Below are 21,633 nucleotides of genomic sequence, written 5' to 3'. Positions count from 1 at the left end.
TCCCGGGGCCCCGCCCTACGCCGGCAGGCCGAGCAGCTTACGAGCCTGGGCGACCTGGTCGGCCGCGGACCGGTCCTGGACCTCGGCGAGGGCGGCACGCAGGGTGGCCACGTCCTTGGCGCGGGCGGCCTTGTCCCACGAGAGGCCGGTGACCTGAAGCTGCCGCACCACGTCGTCCACGGCGGAGCGGTCAACGGCGGGCAGGTCGGTCCGCCTCAGGTTGCTCACGGTGTCCCGGACGGCCCCGACATTGAGCCGGGCCCACGCCGTGTACTCCGTGAGGTTGCCGTCGGTGGGCTCTTCGACCGGCATGTACAGGCTCGCGGCGCTGAGCGGGTGGAGGGCCTCGACGAAGGCGCGCTGGTCGGGGTCCAGGTCGGTGGCGGACTGACGGACCGACTCCCGCAGTGTGCCGGAGGGGTCGCCGATCCAGCACAGGACGCCTCGTCTGCCTGCCGTCCAGCCGGCCTGGTCCGGCTGGAAGAAGTACGTACGGACCGGCGGCATGGCGTACAGGTCGGCAACGTAGGAGAAGAGGGGGTTCACGCAGGCCCCGCGGGACAGCCGGGTGACGGCAGCGTTGCCGGGGTAGCGGTCCGGGCCGTGGACCGTGGCGACGCCGTAGGCCTCACCCTGGTGCGGCTGGTCACAGGGGACGATGTCCACCTTGAGGACACCCGGATTCCGGTTGGTGCCGTCGGGCAGTCCGCCCTGCGGGGTGAAGCAGTCACCCTTGCGCAGGTCGATGACGGTGGCGCTGGTCTTCTGCCCGACGGACCCGTCGTCATCGCGCTGTACACCGCTGGAGAAGGTCCACACCCGGACCAGGCCGGTCAGGATCAGGACGGCGACGAGAGCCACCGCCCCCGAGACGGAGACCGCGGCCACGCGAGGCCCTTGCCCCGCAGCGGCCGACGCTCCCGGGCCCGGCGGGCGAGACGGACGAGGGCCACGACGCCGAGAACCAGGCCCACCGGGCTGAGGACGAGAGTCACGGCCAGGACGAAGGCGGTGACCGCGAGTCCGCTGGTTCCGGAAGGCTCCGGAGACTGGAACGCGGGCGGGCCCGGATACGCGTACGGGTACTGGTACGAAGACTGAGTCTGCGGCTGGGGCTTGGGCTGCGGCTGGAACGAAGACCCGGACTCACGCGGCGCTGGGACCGGCGAGGGCTCCTGCCATCCGTACGCCTCAGCAGGATCCGGACCGTGCGGCGGCGGGGGACCCAACTGCCCGTCAGTTCTCGGAGGTTCGGCTTCGTACGGCATCCTGCGGCCTCGTTCGTCGCTGTGCTGCGGTGGGAGAGATCTCACCCATCCTGGCCGGACAGGAAAGTCATGTCCATGCGCAGGCCTTACGTTCAACAGCCGGACGGGGCGCGGGGACGACCGGAAGGCCCCCGGGGCGGCCGAAGCCACCCGGGGGCCTGGTGAGGGGGCGACGGTGGGCCGCCACAAGGTCAGACGGACTCGGTCACCGGTGCCTTCGCCGTGGCCGGGTCGCCGCCGTCACCGTCGGCCGGGGTGTCGGCCGCCTTCGGGCCCGCGCCCTTGAGCGGGACCTCCTTCACGAAGACCGCCGCGACCAGGGCGAGAACGGCCACCGCGGAGCCGAGGAGGAACGCGCCGTGGGTGCCGGAGGACACCGCGTGCTGGTAGGCGTCGCGGACCGCCGCCGGCAGCGCGTTCAGCGCGTCCGCGGTCAGCGTCGCCGACTGCTCCGTCACCTTGGAGCCCGAGGGGGCCCGCTCGGCCATGACGTCCTGGACGCGGTGGTTGAACAGCGCGCCCATGATCGCGACGCCGAAGGACGAGCCGAGGGTACGGAAGAGGGTGGTGGACGAGGACGCGACGCCCATGTCCTTCATCTCCACGCTGTTCTGCGCCACCAGCATGGTGATCTGCATCAGGCAGCCCATGCCGAGACCGACGACGGCCATGTACAGGCCGGAGGTGAAGCGGGTGGTGTCGGTGTCCATGGTCGACAGCAGGAACAGGCCGAGCGTCATCAGCGCGCCGCCCGCCACCGGGAAGACCTTGTAGCGGCCGGTGTTGGTGGTGACCCGCCCGGCCACCATCGACGTGACGAGCATCGCGCCCAGCATGGGCAGGAGCAGCAGGCCCGAGTTGGTGGCGGACGCGCCCTGCACCGACTGCTGGTACAGCGGCAGGAAGAGGGTGGCGCCGAACATCACGAAGCCGACGATGAAGCCGATGACGGACATCAGCGTGAAGTTGCGGCTGCGGAAGATGTGCAGCGGCACGATCGGCTCCGCGGCCCTGGTCTGCCAGAACACGAACCCGACCAGCGCGGCGACGCCGATGCCGATCAGCTCCATGATCCGCGCGGAGGTCCAGGCGTACTCGGTGCCGCCCCAGGTGGTGACGAGCACGATGGCGGTGATGCCGACGGTGAGCAGTGCCGCGCCCAGGTAGTCGATCCGGGCCTTGCTGCGCTTCTTCGGCAGGTGCAGTACGGCGCTGATGGCGATCAGGGCGACCGCGCCGAGCGGCAGGTTGATGTAGAAGGACCAGCGCCAGCCCCAGTGGTCGGTGATGGTGCCGCCGACCAGCGGTCCGCCGATCATCGCCAGCGCCATGACGCCGGCCATCATGCCCTGGTACTTGCCGCGCTCCCTGGGCGGTATCAGGTCGCCGATGATCGCCATGACGCCGACCATCAGACCGCCGGCGCCCAGGCCCTGGACGGCGCGGAAGCCGATGAGCTGGCCCATGTCCTGGGCCATGCCGCTGAGTGCCGAGCCGACCAGGAAGATCACGATCGACGTCATGAACGAGCCCTTGCGGCCGTACATGTCGCCGAGCTTGCCCCACAGGGGGGTGGAGGCCGCGGTGGCCAGGGTGTAGGCGGTGACGACCCAGGAGAGGTGCTCCAGGCCGCCCAGCTCACCGACGATCGTCGGCATCGCGGTGCCGATGATCATGTTGTCGAGCATCGCGAGCATCATCGCGATCATGAGGGCGAGCAGGACGACCCGCACGCTCCTCGGCTGCTTTCCGGCGCCGGCTTCGCCGGTCGCCGCCTCCGTTTTCTCGGCCATCTCTCCTACTCCCCCAGCTACCGCTGTGCCACTGCCACTTACTTGCCGCCCGGCAAGTTGTCTACACTGGGAAAGGTAGGCGCGTAACTAGCCGGGCGTCAAGTAAGTTTTTCGGAAAGTGCGCGGGGCAGGAGGTGCGTAGGAGGATGGGCGGCACAATGAACGGCACCAAGCAGCAGCGACGCCGCGGGGACACCCGCCAGCGCATCCAGGACGTGGCGCTCGAGCTCTTCGCGGAGCAGGGGTACGAGAAGACCTCCCTGCGCGAGATCGCCGAGCGTCTGGACGTGACCAAGGCCGCGCTCTACTACCACTTCAAGACCAAGGAAGAGATCCTCGTCAGCATCTTCGAGGACCTCTCCCGGCCACTGGAGGACCTGATCGCCTGGGGGCGGGAGCAGCCGCACACCCTGGAGACGAAGCAGGAGATCATCCGGCGTTACAGCGAGGCGCTGGCCGGCGCGGCGCCGCTGTTCCGCTTCATGCAGGAGAACCAGGCGACGGTGCGGGACCTGCGCATCGGCGAGCTGTTCAAGCACCGGATGTTCGGCCTGCGCGACATCCTCATGGACCCCGAGGCGGACCTGGTCGACCAGATCCGCTGCATCAGCGCGCTGTTCACGCTGCACGCCGGGATGTTCGTGCTCCGGGACCTCGAAGGCGACCCCGAGGAACAGCGTGCTGCCGTTCTCGAGGTCGCCACCGATCTGGTCACCCAGGCCCATCGGGGAGCCGCGGGCTCGTAGCCCCGTCCGTCAGACGGTCACGCCCTTGCTGCGCAGGAAGGCGACCGGGTCGACGGCCGAGCCGTAGTTCGGGGTCGTGCGGATCTCGAAGTGCAGGTGCGGACCGCTGGAGTTACCGGTGTTGCCGGACTTGGCGATCGACTGGCCCGTCTTCACGATCTGGCCGATCTTCACGTTGATCTTGGACAGGTGCGCGTACTGGGAGTACGTGCCGTTGCCGTGCTTGATGACGATCGCGTTGCCGTAGGCGGGGCCGTCACCGGCGCCGTTGCCGCCGGCCTTGACCACGGTGCCGCCGTGGGCGGCGACGACGTTGGTGCCGATCGGCACGGCGAAGTCCTGGCCGCTGTGCTTGTGCGCCCACATGCCGCCGTTCTGGGCGAAGCTGGCGCTCAGCTCGTACTTCTTGACCGGGTCGACCCAGGAGGCGGCCGTCTTCTTGGTGGCCGTCTTCTTGGCGGTGGTGGTCTTCTTGGCGCTCGCGGCGGCCTTCTCGGCCTTCGCCGCCTTGGCCTGCGCCGCGGCCTGGGCCTCTACGGCGCTCGCGGCGGCGGTGGTGCTGGAGGCCGCCGTGGTGCCGGTGGCGGCCGCGACCCCGGCTCCCAGTGCGACCGAGGCTCCGAGGCCTGCGGCCATCACCGCGGCGCGGGTGCGGATGGTCGTACGGGAAGAACGGGACGTGACACGCGGGAACATTCGAACCTCATGGGGACGGGTGCAGAGGAATGCCCACCGGCGGGTCGCACAAGGCGCTCACCGGGCGGGCTCAACCTTGGTAACCCGACGACCCCGAACCGCACAAAGGTGTGACCTACGACCCTATTTAGTACTTCAGACTGAAACTTCATGACTCAGACCAGAGCGGCCATTTTGGACAAAACCAGCTCAGAGCCCCGGAAAGCCCCCCGTCGGATGCTCCGGTATGCCCGTTTTCGTAGTTCTTGTGGCGGCCACTATTCCCCGTAGTACACGGCAATCGGCCTGTGCGGCACATCACCGGCGGCCGTGATCGAAGGGTCGGCGAATGTGACGGGGGCTACTCCCGTCCCGGCTAACCCGCCCCTCGCAGAAGGGGGTTCACCTAGGCTCGGAGCATGGTCGACGTCACAGCACTCGGGGCCCGTGTCGCGTCCAGCGCGGTCACGCCGCTCGTCCGTCGGCTCTTCGTCCGGGACGGGCCGGGAGCGGGGCTGGTGGACCGGCCGGTGCGGATCTCGGCGCTGGTGTCCTTCCGGGGCGAGAAGCGGACCGTCACGCCCAAGGACGTCGAGAAGATCGCCGGAGAGCTGGTCCGCAGGGCGCTGACCACGGCAGGACCCGGGGAGGAGCCCGTCGACGCCGCCGAGGCCGCGGCCGTCAAGGACGCCCTGGCCCGCACGCTCGCCCGGCTCGGCGAGATCACCGTCGAGGACTACGAGGCCGTCGGGCTCGGCCCCGAGCGCTTCGCCCGCGAGCTGAGCGCGGGCGTGCCGCTGGCCCCGTACGGGCTGGGCGAGGGCGGCACCCTGCTGTACGAGCGGCTGCTGCACACCGCCTCGCTGCACATCCTGAACTTCCTCACCCAGCGCTCCACCTACGTCGCCCGCCGGCAGACCGTCCAGACACAGCAGCTGGCCCGGCTGGTCCAGGCCGTCGACGTCCTGCTGGAACGGCTGCCGTCCCGGTCGGCCGAGGACGCCGGGTTCGAGGAGCGCTACGCGGACCACATCGCCGCCCGGTACGGCACGCTCACCATCTACGGGCTGGACGCCGGGACCCGGGAGTGGCCGCTGGACACGGCCTATCTGAGCCTGGAGGCGACCCGGCCCCGGGCGGGACGGGACGTCGCGTCCCGGGCCGTCGCCGCCGAGCAGGTGCTCGCCGGCCACGACCAGGTGTTCCTGCGCGGCGTCGCCGGGTCCGGCAAGACAACCCTCGTGCAGTGGCTCGCGGTCACGGCCGCGAGCCGGGTCTACGACCACGGGCTGACCCACCTCATCGGGCGGGTGCCGTTCGTGCTGCCGATGCGCCGCATCGTCCGGCCGCGCGCCGAGCTGCCCTTTCCCGGCGACTTCCTGCGCGCGGTCGGCTGCCCCGTCGCCGGGGAGCAGCCGCCGGGCTGGGTGGAGCGCGTGCTGCGGGCCCGGCGCGGGGTGCTGCTGGTCGACGGCATCGACGAGATCGCCCAGGACCGCCGTGCCGCCGCCCGGCGCTGGCTGCGCGAGCTGGTGCGGGCCTTCCCCGGGAACCTGTGGCTGGTCACCTCGCGGCCCTCGGCGGTGCCGGAGGAGTGGCTGGCCGCCGAGGGCTTCGACGAGGTGGACCTCGCCGCGATGGGACGCGAGGAGATCGACACCTTCGTACGGCGCTGGCACCGGGCGGCCGGCGTGGACAGGGCGGTGGGCGAGTCGCTGACGCGGTCCGTGCGGGCCACCTCCGAGCTGCGCGGGCTCGCCACCAATCCGCTCATGTGCGGCATGCTGTGCGCCCTGCACCGCGACCGGCGCGGCTTCCTGCCGCAGGATCGCAGGTCCCTGTACGAGGCCGCCCTGACCATGCTGCTGGAACGCCGGGACCGGGAGCGGGAGCTGCCCGATCCCGACGGGGCGCGGCTGCCGTACGCCGTCCAGGTGCAGCTCCTGCAGAAGCTGGCGTGGTGGCTGATCCGCAACGGCCGGGTGGAACTGGACCGAGACGAGGCGCTCGGCATCGTGAGCCGGTCGCTGCCCGCGCTGAGCCTGGACGACACGGGCGAGGAGGACGTCTACCGCGCGCTGCTGCTGCGCTCCGGGCTGCTGCGCGAGCCCGCCGAGGGCCGGGTGGAGTTCCTCCACCGCACCTTCCAGGACTACCTGGGTGCCCGGCTGGCCGTGCAGGAGATGGACTTCGACCTGCTGGTCAACCACGCGGCCGCCGACCAGTGGGAGGACGTGATCCTGCTCGCCCTCGCGCATGCCCGGCCGAAGGAGGCGGCGTACATGCTGCGCCGGCTGACCGGACTGGCCTCCCCGCGCGGCACGCTGCTGGCGGCGGCCGGGCTGCGCTACGCGGCGGAGGTCGAGCCGGCGGTGCGCAAGCGGGTGGAGCAGGGGCTGGCGGAGCACGTCCCGCCGGCCGACTTCAGGGCGGCCCGGGAGGTGGCTCGCGCGGGGGGCGATCTGGTGCTGGCGCTGCTGCCGGGACCGGACGGGGTCGACGAGCGGACCGCGGCCGTCGTGGTGCAGACCGCCGTCGACGTGGGCAGCGAGGCGGCGCTGCAGTTCCTGACCCGCTTCCGCGACCATCCCCAGCGGGACGTGCAGGTTGTGCTGGCCGATTCCTGGCAGCACTTCGACCGCGACACCTACGCCCGGGAGATCCTCGCCCACCTGCCCCAGCAGTGGTACGTCCTGGTGACCTCCGTCGACGACCTGCGCGCGTTGCACGCCCTGGGGGGCTGGAAACGCGTCGTGGTCCACGGCGCCTACCGGGTCGAGGACCTGACCGCGCTGCTCGTGGCCGAGCGCCTCACCCACCTCGAACTGGACGCCCCGCACCCCGTCGACGGGCTGGCCTGGCTGCGGGACTTCCCCCGCCTGGAGAGGCTCTACGTGAACGCGGAAGTCGACGTCGCGGTGGCCCGGCAGGTGCCGGAGGGGGTGAGCCTGCAGACCCGGAACCTCTCCCAGCGGCCGTAGTCACCACCGACCACCAGGGGTAACCCACATCCATGGATGCCGTCGTCCGCACCCCCTCCCGCCTGGCCGCCCCCCTCGTCCACCGGCTGTTCCGCGACCCCGCCCGGCCACCCGTGTGCTCCGAACCGGTCCCCGGCCTCGTCACCTGGCGGGGCACCAACGCCACGGCCACCCCGGACGACGTCCACCGCACCGCCGCCGACCTGGTGCACCTCGCCGCCGAGCGGCACACCGCGCCCACCGCCGAACTGGCCCCGGTCGTCGACGTCCTGGCCCGCACCCTGCTCGCGATCGCCGAGGTCGACGTCACCGACGCCGACGCCGTACGACTGGGCCCGCAGGACTACGCGCGGCGGCTGCGGGGCACGGTGCAGGGCGCCGACCGGGAACTGTCGCCGGACGCGGCCTGGTTCCACGACGCGCTGCTGGTCTCGGTGTGCCTGCACGTCCTGCACCACCTGGTGCGGCGCTCCGCGTACCTCCAGCGGCAACTGCCGGGACGGGCCGGCCGGATCGCCCAGCTGGTCGACCAGGGCGACGCCGAGGCGGCGGCGGCACGGGAGACCGAACGGCCCGAGGAGGACGTGGCGTTCGAGGCCGAGTACGCCCAGTGGGTGACCCGGCGGCACGGCTGGCTGACCATCGTCGGCGTGGACTTCCCCAACGCGCCCGACCGTTGGCCGCTGGAGGAGACCTATCTGAGCCTGGAGGCGGAGGAGCGCAGCGGCGGCGTGAGCTGCGCGGAGGACGAGCAGCGCACCGTACTGCTCGCGGACCGTGCCTTGGAGGACCACGAACGGGTCCTGCTGCGCGGCGGCGCCGGCTCGGGCAAGACGACCCTGGTGCAGTGGCTGGCCGTGGCCGCCGCCCGCGAGGGCTCCCGGATCCCCTTCGTGCTGCCCGTACGCCGCTTCGCCCGCGAGGGCTTCCCGGCCCCGGACGACTTCCTGCACGCGGTCCGGCACCCGCTCGCCGACCGGGCACCGGAGGGGTGGGTGGTGCGCACCCTGCTCGCCGGGCGCGCGTTGCTGCTGGTCGACGGCATCGACGAGGCGCCGGAGAAGACGCGCGGCGAGCTGCGCGACCGGCTGCGCCGACTGCTGCGCGTCTTCTCCGGCAACGGCTGCCTGGTCACCTCCCGGCCCTCCGCCGTCTCCGACGGCTGGCTGTCGGGGGGCGGGCTGGCCGAGGAGGACTTCGTCGAGCTGTCCCTCGCGCCCATGTCACGGGACCAGGTGACACGGTTCATCCGGGACTGGCACTCGGCGGCCCGCCTCGACGAGCAGAGCCGCTCCCCCGGCCCGCGCGAGCGGGAGCGGGAACGGGAGCGGGAACGAAGAACGCTGGACGAGTACGAGCAGCGGCTGCTGCACTCCGTACGCATCTACCGCGAGCTGCGCCAGCTCGCCACCAACCCCCTGATGTGCGGCCTGATATGCGCCCTCAACCGCGACCGGGCGGGCTCCCTGCCCAGCGGCCGCAAGGAGCTGTACGACGCCGCCCTGGAGATGCTGCTCCAGCGCCGCGACCCCGAACGGGACGTGCTGTACGCCGACGACGTGCGGCTCCAGCAGAGCACCCGGGAACGGCTGCTGCAGAAGCTGGCCCACGCCATGCTGGAGGAGGACGCCTCCGAGCTGACCCGCGAGCGGGCGGTCGCCATCCTGGACGCCGCGCTGCCCGCGATGCCCGCCGCCCGCGCGCAGGGGGACGGCGCGACGATCTTCCGGCACCTGCTGCACCGCACGGGACTGCTGCGCGAACGGTCGGGCGAGTCGGTCGATTTCGTCCACCGCACCTTCCAGGACTACCTGGCCGCCAAGGAGATCGTGGCCCGCGGCCGGTTCCCCACGCTGGTGGACCACGCCCACCAGTCCGAGTGGGAGGAGGTCATCCGCATGGCCGCCGCCCACGCCCGGCCCGAGGAGTGCGCGCAGTTCCTGGAGCGGCTGCTGGCCCCCGCGCCCGGACTGCGCCGCCCGCAGATCAACCACCGCCGGCTGATGGCCGCGGCCTGCCTGGACCACGTGACCGAACTCGACCCGGCCGTCCAGCGGCTCGTCCACGACCGTACGAAGAACCTGGTGCGCCCGACGACGGAACTGGCCGCCCGGGGTCTCGGCTGGGTCGGTCCCATCGTCCTGGAGCTGCTGCCCGACCCGGGCCAGGTCCCCGACGACCGGCAGGCCCTGCTGCTCGCCTGCACCGCGACCCGTGTCGCGGACGACGCGGCCATCGACTACCTGGTCCGGCTGCGCTCCCGCGCCGCCCTGCCGGTGCGCGCCGAACTGGCCCGGGGATGGCGGCACTTCGACACCGAGCGGTACGCCCAGGAGATCATCGCCCACCTGGACCCGGACGGCCTCTACTTCCCGGTCTCCGACACCGCCGAGCTGGCGGCACTGCGCGAGCTCGGCGGGCGTGCGCGCATCCAGGTGGCCGGGGTGATGCGGGCCGAGGAGCTGCTGGCGGGGCTGCTCCCCGACCGGCTCACCCACCTGTGGCTCAACGCGGAGCTGCCCGACACGGACGTCTCCTGGCTGTCCGGTCTCCCCCGACTGCGGGTGCTGCGGGTCAACCCCCGGCTGCCGCGGGTGCGGAACGTGCCGGACGGGGTGGAGATCACGGCGTAGTCCCAGATCGGACGGCTGACTACTCCTCAGTAACCCAATCGTTGCCGTCCGGCCACTTGTTGGGGCGAGCATGCACGCGACAACTTTGCCGACAGGCATCCGCGCAGGCATGAGAGGACCCGAACCCCCCATGACCGACCAGACCGGACAGACCAGACAGACCCGGCGCCGTACATGGACGCGTGCCGCCGGTACGGCCGCCGTCACCGCGGCGGCGCTCGCCGCGACCGTCACGCCGTCCGTCGCCGCACCGGCCGAGACGCAGCCCACGCCGGTGACGGCGGTCGCGGCCACCACCACCGCCGCCGACGTCGACTACGACACCTGGCAGCGGGACTGCCGGGCCGTGATGGACGGAGCGCTGCCGTACCTGAAGGAGCGGATCGCCGGCTCCGCTCCCGGCGAGAAGCAGGCGATCGTCCTCGACATCGACAACACCTCCCTGGAGACCGACTTCGGCTTCAGCTACCCCCAGCCCGCCAACCGGCCGGTCCTGGAGGTCGCCGAGTACGCCCAGGAGCACGGTGTCGCCCTGTTCTTCGTGACCGCCCGCCCCGGCATCATCGAGGCGCCCACCGAGTGGAACCTCGCCCACGCCGGGTACGAGTCGTCCGGGCTGTACGTCCGCGGGTTCCTCGACCTGTTCCGGGACGTCGCCGAGTACAAGACCGAACAGCGCGCCGAGATCGAGTCGGACGGCTACACGATCATCGCCAACATCGGCAACAGCGCCACCGACCTGTCGGGCGGCCACGCCGAGAAGACCTTCAAGCTGCCGGACTACGACGGCCAGTTGTCCTGACGATCGTTATGCTCCCCTCGACGACCGACCACGGGGGTGGCGCATGGAACCGGCGGTACTCGGTGGGAAGTTGGCGTCCAGTCTGGTCGCCCCGCTGGTGAAGAAGCTGTTCGTGTCGGGCGGGCCCGGCGCCGGACTGGTCGACCGACCGGTCCGGCTGACCCGCCTGGTGTCCTTCCGGGGCGAGCAGCGCACGCTCGGGGAGAGGGAGGTGCGGGGGCTCGCCGGGAAGCTGGTGGCCGACTCCCTGGGCTCCCCCGGCGAGCCGCCCTTCCCGCACGACGAGGAGACGGCCGTCGCCGACGCCCTGACGGCGCGGCTCCTCGCCCTGGGCGACCTGGACATGGACGACGTGCAGGCGGTCCGGCTGGGCCACGGCGAACTGGCCGCCCGGCTGCGGCAGCAGGCCGCCGGGTCCGGCGACGGTCTCTCCAGCGACGCCCGCTACTTCCTCGACTCGGCGACCGAGTGGGCCTGCCTGCACATCCTGGAGTTCTTCACCCGGCGCTCCACCTTCGTCGCCCGCACCCTGGTGGCCCAGACGCGCGGCCAGGCCGAGCTGATCACCAAGGTCGACGAGCTGATCGCCCGCGTACCCCGCCCGGACGCCCGGGACACGGCGTTCGAGCGCCGCTACCTGCTGTACGTCGCCGAGCAGCACAACCGCATCACCATCTACGGCATCGACCTGCGCGACTCGCCGGACCGGTGGCCGTTGGAGGTCGCCTACCTGAGCCTGGAGGCGACCACGGAGGAGGAACACACCGCGCTCCCGGGTGAGTTCGCCGACCCCGAGCGCACGGTGCGCCTCGCCGCCGAGGACGCCCTGCGCACCCGCGAGCGCGTACTGCTGCGCGGCGACGCGGGCTCTGGCAAGACGACGCTGGTGCAGTGGCTGGCGGTGACCGCGGCACGGGACGGCGCCCGGATCCCGTACGTGTTGCCGCTGCGCACGCTGACCCGCGCGGGCGTGCTGCCCTCCCCCGCGGCCTTCCTCACCGCCGTGAGCTGCCCGCTCACCCCTCCGGAGGGCTGGGCGGAACGGGTGCTGACCGCCGGCCGGGGCCTGGTCCTCGTCGACGGCCTGGACGAGATCCCCACCGCCGAACGGCACCGCACCCGCGACTGGCTCCTCGCCCTGGTCCGCGCGTTCCCCGGCAACCGCTGGCTGCTCACCTCCCGCCCCACCGCCGTACGCGCCGACTGGCTGGCCGCCGAGGGCTTCCGGGAGCTGGCCCTCACCCCGATGCGGGAGCCCGACGTCGCCACCTTCGTACGGCGCTGGCACGCGGCGGCCGACGCCCCCGAGTACGAGGCGCGGCTGCTGGACTCCCTGCGCACCAAGCGCGACCTGGCCCGCCTCGCCACCAACCCCCTGATGTGCGGTCTGATCTGCGCCCTGCACCGGGAACGCCGTGGGTACCTCCCCACGGGACGCAAGGAGTTGTACGACGCCGCCCTCACGATGCTGCTCGCCCGCCGGGACCGGGAGCGGGGCATGGAGGCGGTGGAGCTGGGCGAGGAGGCCCAACTGGAGCTGCTCCAGCGGCTGGCGTACGCGCTGGTGCTGAGCGGGCGCACGGAGATGGCGGTGGAGACGGCCGAGGGCATCGTGGAGCGCGCGCTGCCGTCGGTCGCCTCGGCGGCGGGGCAGGGCGACGCGGCGACGGTCCTGCGGGCGCTGGTCCTGCGCAGCGGGCTGCTCCGGCGGCCCGACGAGGGTTCGCTGGACTTCGTGCACCGCACCTTCCAGGACTACCTGGGCGCACGGTACGCGGTCGAGGAGGGCCACCTCGACGTCATCGCGGGCCGTGCGGGCGACACCCAGTGGGAGGACGTCGTCCGCATGGCGGTGGCCCACGCCCGGCCCGGTGAGCGGGCGGTGCTGCTGCGGCGGCTGCTGGCGGAGGACACACCTCGGCTGACGCTGCTGGCCCTGGCCTGCCTGGAGCACGCGACGGCCCTGGACCCGGCGGTACGGAGGGAGGTGGAGGCGCGAGCGGGGGCGCTGATCCCTCCGGGGACGATGGGGAATTCGAAGGCGCTGGCGGAGGCGGGCCCGCTGGTGCTGGAGTTGCTGCCGGGTCCGGAGGGGCTGACGGAGTCGGAGGCGCACGGCGTGACGGTGACGGCCTCGCTGCTGGCGGAGCAGGAACCGGCCGGGGCGCTCGCGGTGCTGCGTCGGTTCCGCAAGCACGCGGCTCTCCGTGTGCGACGGCAGCTCGTGGGGACGTGGGACCGGTTCGACGCGCGGGAGTACGCGGTGGAGGTCCTTGAACAGCTGGACCCGACAGACTTGTTCCTGACCTGCACGACAGCGGCGCAGCGTGCCGTACACGCGGGCATGCGGCCGTGGCGCAAGCTCCAGTTCCGCGGCGCGCACTCCCTGGACGACATCCTTGCCTGTCTACCGGAGCCAGGCGCGGTCGAGGAACTGTCCCTTGAGGACAATCCGGAGGTGACCGACCTGGAAGCGCTGACGGCCGTCGGCTCCCTGCGGCGCCTGGCGCTGTTCGACTGCGGGCCTGCGCGGGGCATGGGGCGGCTGTCCGCCCTCCCCCTGGAAACCCTCACGGTCGTCGGCAGCGCCGATCTCACCGGCCTGAACGAACTGGCCTCGCTCCAGCAACTGTCGGTGCTGCAACGGCTTCCGGGCACCCGCCTGACCGACTCCCTCCCGGTGGCGGCACGCCTGCGGCGGCTCTACCTCGGTCGGGCAGCCACCGTGGACACCGGTCTTCGCGGCCTGTCCCATTGGTCCACGCTGCGTGCACTCAGCCTGCCCGGCTTCCGCGTCACCACCGCCGACTGGGCGGAGCTGTCTCGGCTGCCGCAGCTGGAGGCCCTGACGCTGGACGCGTCGGTCCTCGACATCGGCCCGGAAGCGCTGCCGGCCCTTCCCGGCGTCCGCACCGTGCAGCTGTTCGGCTCCCACGGGCGGGACACCACCCGGCTCCCCGACCTCTTCCCCCGGGCCAGGTTCCTCCGGACCTGACGGCGCAAGGGAAAAGGGGCCACCCGGGACCGAAGTCCCGGGCAGCCCCTTTCCAGGCTCACCCCCGAGGGCTACGCCTCCTTGCTCAGGTTCGGACCCGCGCCGCCACCGGCCGCCTGCTCGATCGGCGGGACGTCGGGGAGGGTCGACTTCTCCTCACCCCGGAAGGTGAAGGTCGCCGTGTCACCCTCGCCCTCGGTGTCCACGACCACGATGTGACCGGGACGCAGCTCGCCGAAGAGGATCTTCTCCGACAGCGAGTCCTCGACCTCGCGCTGGATCGTGCGGCGCAGCGGACGCGCGCCCAGCACCGGGTCGTAGCCCCGCTTGGACAGCAGCTCCTTGGCGGACTGGGAGAGCTCGATGCCCATGTCCCGGTCCTTGAGGCGCTCGTCGACCTTCTGGATCATCAGGTCGACGATCTGCAGGATGTCGTCCTGGCTGAGCTGCGGGAAGACGACCACGTCATCGACGCGGTTGAGGAACTCGGGCCGGAAGTGCTGCTTCAGCTCGTCCTGGACCTTGTTCTTCATGCGCTCGTAGTTGGACTTCGTGTCGCCCGCGGCGGCGAAGCCGAGGTTGAAGCCCTTGGAGATGTCCCGGGTGCCGAGGTTGGTCGTCATGATGATGACCGTGTTCTTGAAGTCCACCACCCGGCCCTGGGAGTCGGTCAGGCGACCGTCCTCCAGGATCTGCAGCAGCGAGTTGAAGATGTCCGGGTGAGCCTTCTCGACCTCGTCGAAGAGGACGACCGAGAACGGCTTGCGGCGGACCTTCTCCGTCAGCTGGCCGCCCTCCTCGTAGCCCACGTAACCGGGGGGCGAACCGAAGAGACGCGACACCGTGTGCTTCTCGCTGAACTCCGACATGTCGAGGGAGATCAGCGCGTCCTCGTCACCGAAGAGGAACTCCGCCAGGGCCTTGGACAGCTCGGTCTTACCGACACCGGACGGGCCGGCGAAGATGAACGAGCCACCGGGACGCTTCGGGTCCTTCAGGCCGGCACGGGTGCGGCGGATCGCCTTCGAGAGCGCCTTGACGGCGTCCTTCTGGCCGATGACCCGCTTGTGGAGCTCGTCCTCCATACGCAGCAGGCGCGAGGACTCCTCCTCCGTGAGCTTGAAGACCGGGATGCCCGTCGCCGTGGCGAGGACCTCGGCGATCAGCTCGCCGTCGACCTCGGCGACGACGTCCATGTCGCCGGCCTTCCACTCCTTCTCCCGCTTGGCCTTGGCGGCCAGGAGCTGCTTCTCCTTGTCGCGGAGGGAGGCGGCCTTCTCGAAGTCCTGCGAGTCGATCGCGGACTCCTTGTCGCGGCGCACGCCGGCGATCTTCTCGTCGAACTCGCGGAGGTCCGGCGGCGCGGTCATCCGGCGGATGCGCATCCGGGAACCGGCCTCGTCGATCAGGTCGATCGCCTTGTCCGGCAGGAAGCGGTCCGAGATGTAGCGGTCGGCGAGCGTCGCCGCCTGGACGAGGGCCTCGTCCGTGATGGAGACGCGGTGGTGGGCCTCGTAGCGGTCGCGCAGACCCTTGAGGATCTCGATCGTGTGCGGCAGCGACGGCTCCGCGACCTGGATCGGCTGGAAGCGACGCTCGAGGGCCGCGTCCTTCTCCAGGTGCTTGCGGTACTCGTCCAGCGTGGTCGCACCGATGGTCTGCAGCTCACCACGGGCCAGCATCGGCTTGAGGATGCTCGCGGCGTCGATGGCGCCCTCGGCGGCACCCGCACCGACCAGCGTGTGCAGCTCGTCGATGAACAGGATGATGTCGCCGCGGGTGCGGATCTCCTTGAGCACCTTCTTCAGGCGCTCCTCGAAGTCACCGCGGTAGCGGGAGCCGGCGACCAGCGCGCCGAGGTCCAGGGTGTAGAGGTGCTTGTCCTTGAGGGTCTCGGGCACCTCGCCCTTGACGATGGCCTGCGCGAGGCCCTCGACGACGGCGGTCTTGCCGACGCCGGGCTCACCGATCAGCACCGGGTTGTTCTTGGTACGGCGGGACAGCACCTGCATGACCCGCTCGATCTCCTTCTCGCGCCCGATGACCGGGTCGAGCTTGGACTCACGAGCGGCCTGGGTGAGGTTCCGGCCGAACTGGTCGAGGACCAGGGACGTGGAAGGAGTGCCCTCCGCAGGACCGCCGGCGGTGGCGGTCTCCTTGCCCTGGTAGCCGGAGAGCAGCTGGATGACCTGCTGCCGCACCCGGTTCAGATCTGCGCCCAGCTTGACCAGGACCTGGGCGGCGACGCCCTCGCCCTCGCGGATCAGGCCGAGCAGGATGTGCTCCGTGCCGATGTAGTTGTGACCCAGCTGGAGGGCCTCGCGGAGCGACAGCTCCAGGACCTTCTTGGCACGGGGGGTGAAGGGGATGTGACCCGACGGGGCCTGCTGGCCCTGCCCGATGATCTCCTCCACCTGCTGGCGGACCGCCTCGAGCGAAATCCCGAGGCTCTCAAGGGCCTTGGCGGCGACACCCTCACCCTCGTGGATCAGGCCCAGGAGGATGTGCTCGGTGCCGATGTAGTTGTGGTTGAGCATCCGGGCTTCTTCCTGAGCCAGGACGACAACCCGCCGCGCGCGGTCGGTGAACCTCTCGAACATCGTTAATCGCTCCTCAGAGCGGTCAGGCAGTAAGGGGAACTTCCCCTCCCTGTCCTTCCGCAGCTTAGTCCCGCAAGCGGGGACCGCTCATTCCAACTGCCGACACCGTCGATGGCCTCCTGACCCCTGACGCCGACATCTGCCACAACCCGATGGTGCGAGACGATGTTCCCGCAGGCCAGGCACTTACCCCACTCGCCAGTACGCCGATGGCGAACGCGAGACGGCCCGATCTGCATGTCGCCCCCTCCCACTAGGGATGTCTTACCCGCAGGGAGTGACACTCCATGCCGCGCGCACCGGTTCCCTCCGCTACGGGCGAACAACCTTGCGCCTCCCCACACCCCCGCACGCCCCCTCTTGCCGCCCCGTTCCGGCACTCTGCGCATTCGTGACACCACCCAGCGTAACCCGGGCGCTCTTTCGACTGTTGCACTTGTCATGGTCGGCGCCTCGCACTCGGTCCCCGTCGCTTCCGCGTCCCCTGTGTCCCCCGCGTCCCCCGTTGTGCCGTCGCCGCGTCGGCCCACCGAAAACGGCGGCTCGGCGTGGGAGCGGACGCGGTGGTGGTACGAGAGCGCGCTCGGATGGCCGACGGCGCCCGGGGAGCCGGTGCGGCTGCGCACGGGCATCCGCTTCGACGTCCTCGACGTGCCGGCCGAGGCCGGGTACGCGACGCTGGAGCGGCTCGGACGGGCCGGAGGGTTCGGTGCGTGCTCGCCGGTGCCGGGGTTTCCGGTGGCCGTCCGGGACGAGCGGATGCTGCTGCTCGTGGCGGCGGGTGGTGCGGAGGAGCTGCCCGGTCTCCTGGAGTGGCTGGAGTGGGGCTCACTGGCGCTCGACCTCACGGCGGTCGGAGCGGGGGGTCTCGTGGACGCGCCCCTTGCCCCGGAGTCCGGCCCTGGCGGCTTCGGCTCGATCGGCGCGAACAGTCCGGACGGTTTCGGATCCATCGGATTCACCGGATCCAACGGTCCGGACGGTTTCGGATCCACCGGATCCAACGGTCCGGACGGTTTCGGATCCACCGGATCCAACGGTCCGGACGGCTTCGGATCCAACAGCCCGGACATCGGGTCCAAGAGTCCGGACGGCTGCGGATCCAACGGCCTGCCGCCGCGTCCCCCGGATCGCGACGGCCTGCGGGGGGCCGCCGTCTGGCTGCGACCCCCGGAGCCGGGGTGCGAGGTCGAACCCTCGCTGCCGGCGCTGTCGGCCCTCGGGTGTGCCGGGACCGCACTCGATCTCGCCCGGCTGGTCCACACCCTGGCCACGCAGTGCCACCGCGTGCGGCTCACCGCCTGCGACCCACCGCGGGCACGGCCCGTGGCGCGGGTCGGATGATCAGCCGTTGGCCTGCTCGTACGCCTCGCGGACCTTCGCGGGGACACGGCCGCGGTCGTTGACGTCCCAGCCGTTCTCCTTCGCCCAGGCGCGGATCGCCGCGGTGTCCTGGCTGCCGCCGGAAGCGGCGCGCGCCTTGCCGCGACCGCCCGAGGCACGGCCCCCGGTACGACGGCCACCCTTCAGGTACGGGTCGAGAAGACCGCGGAGCTTGTCCGCGTTGGCGGTGGTGAGATCGATCTCGTAGGTCTTGCCGTCCAGTGCGAACGTCACGGTCTCGTCTGCCTCGCCGCCGTCGAGGTCGTCGACAAGAAGGACCTGAACCTTCTGTGCCACCGGATTTCCTTTCATCGATAACTTGAGGGCCGGGGGTCCGCCGGCATCCGCCGTATCGCCGCCCCTTGTTATATGCAGTACTGCAGTACGCCGGAAAGCAAACCGCTTTTGCCGGGAAAACACAAACCCCCGGCGGAGACCGGTAGCCCGACTCCGGGCCGGAAACATGCGCGTTTCGGACATAGGGAACCCATGAAGGGCACCTCGGTGGAATAAACCTCGAACGACGGTGAAGGACTGCGGGCGCCTGCCGCAGTGCGGCGATCACAGATGCAGAAGCATCCGGCTGTTGCCCAAGGTGTTCGGTTTCACTCGTTCGAGACCCAGGAACTCCGCAACGCCCTCGTCATAGGAACGCAGCAGCTCGGCGTACACATCGGTGTCGACCGGTGTCTCCCCGATCTCCACGAAGCCGTGCTTGCCGAAGAAGTCCACTTCGAAGGTCAGACAGAAAACCCGGCGAACACCGAGCCAGCGCGCGGTGTCCAGCAACTTCTCCAGCAACTGATGCCCGACGCCCGCGCCCTTCAGGCCCGGCTTCACCGCGAGAGTCCGCACTTCCGCGAGGTCTTCCCACATCACGTGCAGGGCGCCGCAGCCGACCACCTCGGCGTTGTCGTCCCGTTCCGCGACCCAGAACTCCTGGATGCTCTCGTAAAGCGTCACCATCGCTTTGTCGAGCAGGATGCGGTCACGGACGTACGCGTCGAGCAGCCGGCGTACGTCCGGGACATCCCTGGTGCGGGCCCGCCGGACGCTGATGGCATTTGGCATGTGGGGACGCTATCGCTCGCCGCCGTCCGGTACCGCGCCGGGTCCCGGCGCGGGGGTTTCCGGTCCCTGCACGATGCGGATGGCGTCTCCGAGGGCCTGGCGCTGTTCCTCGCTCATCATGCCGAAGAAGGCGACGAGGGCCGCGGCGGGGTTGTCGCTCTGGGACCAGGCGTCGTTCATGAGGGCGGCGGCGTAGGCGGCGCGAGTGGAGACCGCCTCATATCGATAGGCGCGGCCTTCGGACTCGCGGCGCACCCAGCCCTTCTGATGGAGATTGTCCAAAACGGTCATCACGGTGGTGTACGCGATGGACCGTTCCTGTTGCAGGTCTTCCAGGACTTCTCGAACGGTCACGGGGCGGTTCCACTTCCACACCCTCGTCATGACCGCGTCTTCGAGTTCTCCCAATGGGCGAGGCACGCTTCGAACGATAGTGGGAGATGGTGACGATCGCGTGCCGGACGTGCGCTTCCGCAGGCGAACGGGCACCAAAAGGGGCGTACGGCTCCTCGGGGAGGGAGCCGTACGCGGGGTCGCGCGGGGTCGCGCGTCGGTCAGGCCTCGGGGTGCGGGGTCGCCTGCCGGGCACCCTCCGCCCGTGCGAGGGCGGCGTCGACGACCGCGTCCTCCTTGGCCTTGTTGGCGCCGCCCTGGGTCTTCACGATCACCCGGATCACGCCGATGAAGAAGACGGCCATGACGGCCGGGGGCAGGAGCGCGGAGACGTAGTCCATGGGACCAGGGTAGCCAGGCGCCGTCAGCCGGCGGCGAGGTGGTGCCGGGAGTCCGGGGCGGGCGGGGCGGCGGGCGGGGCGGGCTTGCGGCGCGGGAAGACCTCGCCGGGGGTCGGCACGGGTCGCTTGGGGGCGGCCGGGGCGGGGTGCGGGGCCGGCTTCGGAGCGGGCTTCTGCGCGGGGTCGCTGCCGGAGCGGCGGCCGCCGGGGACGGCGTGGAGGCGGGTGCGTGCGGCGGGGAGCGTGATCGTGGCCGTGGTGGACGCCGTGGTCGGAGCCGTGGCGCGTGCCGTGGCGCGTGCCGCGGTCGTCGCGGGGTCGCAGCGGGCCAGGAGCGCGGCCGCGGCGGGGTTGCCGCGCAGGGCGCCCAGGGCGGCGAGGTCGTCCGCGCCGGGGCGGTGACCGGCGTCCAGTACCTCGTCCAGGAGCGCGAGGTAGCCGGTGGCGGTGCCGGGGAGGGCGGCGCGGTACCGGGCGAGGTCGGCCACCAGGAAGGCACGCAGCCGGGCGCCCTCCCGCATCGCCTCGTCGAGCGACTCTGCGAGGTGGAGGCAGTCCTGGGCCTCCTGGGCCGAGACCGGGCTGGGGTTCAGGGCGAGGGCGAGGGCTCGCCGGAGCACACGCAGCTCCTGAGCACCGAACGCCATGCCGCCGCGGGGTCCGTAGGGCGTGGGCATGCGGCGACGATACGCGCTAATCAGACAAACTCGGCATAGGGGGCATGGGTGTGGCGTGTGGGCCCACCCGGATGCCTCTGCCTCCGGCAGTGGGGCGGTGCGGTGCCTCTGCCTCCGGCGGTGGTGCGGTGGGGGTGCTTCTGCCTCCGGCGGTGGTGCGGTGGGGGTGCGGGGTGCCTGCGGCGGCCTGTGCGGGTGGGGTGGGGTGCGCGTAGCGCCTTGGGTTCGGTGGTGGGTCGGGGCCGCGCCGGGGGGTGTCCGTCCTCGGAACGGCGCGGAATCGGTCGGCCACAGACCGCCGTTGCGGGCAGTCGCATGCCGCCCCAGCTGCGGGCAGTCGTGCCGCTGGGGCGGCACGGGTGGGCGGTGGGGGCACCTCCCGCTCGAGCGAAGCCGAGAGTGGGGGAGGCACCCCGTTACGCCGGGCCGCGCTCCCCACCCCCCGCGCCCACGCCCCCGCCGGGCACGCCGCCTACATGCGGGACACGTTCCGCTCGTACACCAGCCGCAGCCCCATCAGCGTCAGCCACGGCTCGTGCTCGTCGATGACCGAGGACTCGCCCAGCACCATCGGCGCCAGTCCGCCCGTCGCGATGACCGTTACGTCGTCCGGGTCGTCGGCCAGCTCCCGCGCCATGCGGTTGACGACGCCGTCGACCTGGCCGGCGAAGCCGTACACGATGCCCGACTGCATCGCCTCGACCGTGTTCTTGCCGATCACGCTCCGCGGCCGGGCCACCTCGATCTTGCGGAGCTGGGCGCCCTTGACGCCGAGCGCCTCGACCGAGATCTCGATGCCGGGGGCGATGACCCCGCCGATGTACTCCCCCCGCGCGCTGACCGCGTCGAACGTCGTCGCCGTGCCGAAGTCCACGACGATCGCCGGGCCGCCGTACAGCTCGACCGCGGCGACCGCGTTGATGATGCGGTCGGCGCCGACCTCCTTGGGGTGGTCGGTGAGGATCGGGACGCCGGTCTTGACGCCCGGTTCGACCAGGACCGCGGGGACGTCGCCGTAGTAGCGGCGGGTGACCTCGCGGAGTTCGTGGAGGACCGAGGGGACCGTCGCGCAGATGGCGATGCCGTCGATGCCGTCGCCCAGCTCGTCGCCGAGCAGCGGGTGCATGCCCATCAGGCCCTGGAGGAGGACCGCCAGCTCGTCGGCCGTGCGGCGCGAGTCCGTGGAGATGCGCCAGTGCTCGACGATGTCCTCGCCGTCGAAGAGGCCGAGGACGGTGTGCGTGTTGCCTACGTCGATCGTCAGCAGCATGGGTT

16 protein-coding genes are annotated in these 21,633 nt (G+C 71.3%); 6 read left to right on the top strand and 10 right to left on the bottom strand.

Going from position 1 to position 21,633, the window contains the following annotated elements; genetic code table 11:
* Positions 1–15 precede the first annotated feature (15 nt).
* Positions 16–888, bottom strand: a complete 873-nt coding sequence (locus tag ABS735_RS01495) for a septum formation family protein (RefSeq protein WP_373905107.1) — start codon at positions 886–888, stop codon at positions 16–18.
* A gap of 571 nt (positions 889–1,459) precedes the next feature.
* On the bottom strand, positions 1,460–3,061 hold the full coding sequence (locus ABS735_RS01490; protein WP_373905106.1) for an MDR family MFS transporter: 1,602 nt from the start codon (positions 3,059–3,061) through the stop codon (positions 1,460–1,462).
* A gap of 146 nt (positions 3,062–3,207) precedes the next feature.
* On the opposite strand from ABS735_RS01490, the gene ABS735_RS01485 reads away from it, so the two are divergent.
* Positions 3,208–3,807: a TetR/AcrR family transcriptional regulator gene (locus ABS735_RS01485; protein WP_373905105.1), complete on the top strand. Its 600-nt coding sequence runs from the start codon at positions 3,208–3,210 to the stop codon at positions 3,805–3,807.
* A gap of 9 nt (positions 3,808–3,816) precedes the next feature.
* Here ABS735_RS01485 and ABS735_RS01480 read toward each other — a convergent pair whose 3' ends face one another.
* Positions 3,817–4,503, bottom strand: coding sequence for a M23 family metallopeptidase (locus tag ABS735_RS01480; protein WP_373905104.1), 687 nt, complete (start codon positions 4,501–4,503; stop codon positions 3,817–3,819).
* Positions 4,504–4,901: 398 nt separating this feature from the next.
* On the opposite strand from ABS735_RS01480, the gene ABS735_RS01475 reads away from it, so the two are divergent.
* The 4 genes from ABS735_RS01475 to ABS735_RS01460 all read left to right on the top strand — a co-directional run bounded on the left by ABS735_RS01475 (position 4,902) and on the right by ABS735_RS01460 (position 13,893).
* Positions 4,902–7,463 carry an NACHT domain-containing protein gene (locus ABS735_RS01475; RefSeq protein ID WP_373905103.1) on the top strand — a complete coding sequence of 854 codons (2,562 nt, stop codon included), beginning with the start codon at positions 4,902–4,904 and terminating at the stop codon, positions 7,461–7,463.
* A gap of 32 nt (positions 7,464–7,495) precedes the next feature.
* The gene (locus ABS735_RS01470; RefSeq protein WP_373905102.1) at positions 7,496–10,096 is read left to right on the top strand and encodes an NACHT domain-containing protein; all 2,601 of its coding nucleotides are present in this window, start codon (positions 7,496–7,498) and stop codon (positions 10,094–10,096) included.
* A 130-nt stretch (positions 10,097–10,226) separates the two neighbouring features.
* The gene (locus tag ABS735_RS01465; RefSeq protein WP_373905101.1) at positions 10,227–10,898 is read left to right on the top strand and encodes an HAD family acid phosphatase; all 672 of its coding nucleotides are present in this window, start codon (positions 10,227–10,229) and stop codon (positions 10,896–10,898) included.
* Positions 10,899–10,941: 43 nt separating this feature from the next.
* Entirely contained in the window at positions 10,942–13,893 is a 2,952-nt protein-coding gene (locus ABS735_RS01460) for an NACHT domain-containing protein (RefSeq protein ID WP_373905099.1), read from the top strand.
* Positions 13,894–13,964: 71 nt separating this feature from the next.
* Here the strand turns inward: ABS735_RS01460 and ABS735_RS01455 are convergent, their stop codons facing one another.
* Positions 13,965–16,493 (bottom strand): ATP-dependent Clp protease ATP-binding subunit, encoded by a 2,529-nt coding sequence (locus ABS735_RS01455; RefSeq protein WP_059302169.1) that lies wholly within the window; start codon positions 16,491–16,493, stop codon positions 13,965–13,967.
* A 441-nt stretch (positions 16,494–16,934) separates the two neighbouring features.
* Here ABS735_RS01455 and ABS735_RS01450 point away from each other — a divergent pair, with 441 nt between their 5' ends.
* A complete protein-coding gene (locus ABS735_RS01450; protein ID WP_373905098.1) occupies positions 16,935–17,837 on the top strand; it encodes an SCO3374 family protein in 903 nt (300 codons plus the stop codon).
* Here ABS735_RS01450 and ABS735_RS01445 read toward each other — a convergent pair whose 3' ends face one another.
* The 6 genes from ABS735_RS01445 to ABS735_RS01420 form a co-directional block, all read right to left on the bottom strand.
* A complete protein-coding gene (locus ABS735_RS01445) occupies positions 17,838–18,173 on the bottom strand; it encodes a histone-like nucleoid-structuring protein Lsr2 (RefSeq protein WP_003975458.1) in 336 nt (111 codons plus the stop codon). It lies immediately after the preceding gene.
* Positions 18,174–18,437: 264 nt separating this feature from the next.
* Complete coding sequence (locus ABS735_RS01440) at positions 18,438–18,947, bottom strand: amino-acid N-acetyltransferase (protein WP_373905097.1); 510 nt, start codon at positions 18,945–18,947, stop codon at positions 18,438–18,440.
* A gap of 9 nt (positions 18,948–18,956) precedes the next feature.
* Complete coding sequence (locus tag ABS735_RS01435) at positions 18,957–19,355, bottom strand: BlaI/MecI/CopY family transcriptional regulator (protein WP_076974913.1); 399 nt, start codon at positions 19,353–19,355, stop codon at positions 18,957–18,959.
* Between the two features lie 146 nt (positions 19,356–19,501).
* Positions 19,502–19,681 carry a hypothetical protein gene (locus ABS735_RS01430; protein WP_373905096.1) on the bottom strand — a complete coding sequence of 60 codons (180 nt, stop codon included), beginning with the start codon at positions 19,679–19,681 and terminating at the stop codon, positions 19,502–19,504.
* 23 nt (positions 19,682–19,704) lie between these two features.
* Positions 19,705–20,328, bottom strand: coding sequence for a hypothetical protein (locus ABS735_RS01425; RefSeq protein WP_373905164.1), 624 nt, complete (start codon positions 20,326–20,328; stop codon positions 19,705–19,707).
* 502 nt (positions 20,329–20,830) lie between these two features.
* Positions 20,831–21,628, bottom strand: a complete 798-nt coding sequence (locus tag ABS735_RS01420) for a type III pantothenate kinase (RefSeq protein ID WP_003975453.1) — start codon at positions 21,626–21,628, stop codon at positions 20,831–20,833.
* Positions 21,629–21,633 lie beyond the last annotated feature (5 nt).

This window comes from Streptomyces sp. MMCC 100 (assembly GCF_041538145.2).
Classification (GTDB): domain Bacteria; phylum Actinomycetota; class Actinomycetes; order Streptomycetales; family Streptomycetaceae; genus Streptomyces.
This window is presented reverse-complemented; position numbering and strand designations above follow the sequence as displayed.

Bases quoted from the DNA above. Each gene is read 5' to 3' on its own strand.
- ABS735_RS01490 (WP_373905106.1), bottom strand. From the start codon at position 3,061: ATGGCCGAGAAAACGGAGGCGGCGACCGGCGAAGCCGGCGCCGGAAAG.
- ABS735_RS01485 (WP_373905105.1), top strand. From the start codon at position 3,208: ATGGGCGGCACAATGAACGGCACCAAGCAGCAGCGACGCCGCGGGGAC.
- ABS735_RS01480 (WP_373905104.1), bottom strand. From the start codon at position 4,503: ATGTTCCCGCGTGTCACGTCCCGTTCTTCCCGTACGACCATCCGCACC.
- ABS735_RS01475 (WP_373905103.1), top strand. From the start codon at position 4,902: ATGGTCGACGTCACAGCACTCGGGGCCCGTGTCGCGTCCAGCGCGGTC.
- ABS735_RS01470 (WP_373905102.1), top strand. From the start codon at position 7,496: ATGGATGCCGTCGTCCGCACCCCCTCCCGCCTGGCCGCCCCCCTCGTC.
- ABS735_RS01465 (WP_373905101.1), top strand. From the start codon at position 10,227: ATGACCGACCAGACCGGACAGACCAGACAGACCCGGCGCCGTACATGG.
- ABS735_RS01460 (WP_373905099.1), top strand. From the start codon at position 10,942: ATGGAACCGGCGGTACTCGGTGGGAAGTTGGCGTCCAGTCTGGTCGCC.
- ABS735_RS01455 (WP_059302169.1), bottom strand. From the start codon at position 16,493: ATGTTCGAGAGGTTCACCGACCGCGCGCGGCGGGTTGTCGTCCTGGCT.
- ABS735_RS01450 (WP_373905098.1), top strand. From the start codon at position 16,935: ATGGTCGGCGCCTCGCACTCGGTCCCCGTCGCTTCCGCGTCCCCTGTG.
- ABS735_RS01440 (WP_373905097.1), bottom strand. From the start codon at position 18,947: ATGCCAAATGCCATCAGCGTCCGGCGGGCCCGCACCAGGGATGTCCCG.
- ABS735_RS01430 (WP_373905096.1), bottom strand. From the start codon at position 19,681: ATGGACTACGTCTCCGCGCTCCTGCCCCCGGCCGTCATGGCCGTCTTC.
- ABS735_RS01425 (WP_373905164.1), bottom strand. From the start codon at position 20,328: ATGGCGTTCGGTGCTCAGGAGCTGCGTGTGCTCCGGCGAGCCCTCGCC.
- ABS735_RS01420 (WP_003975453.1), bottom strand. From the start codon at position 21,628: ATGCTGCTGACGATCGACGTAGGCAACACGCACACCGTCCTCGGCCTC.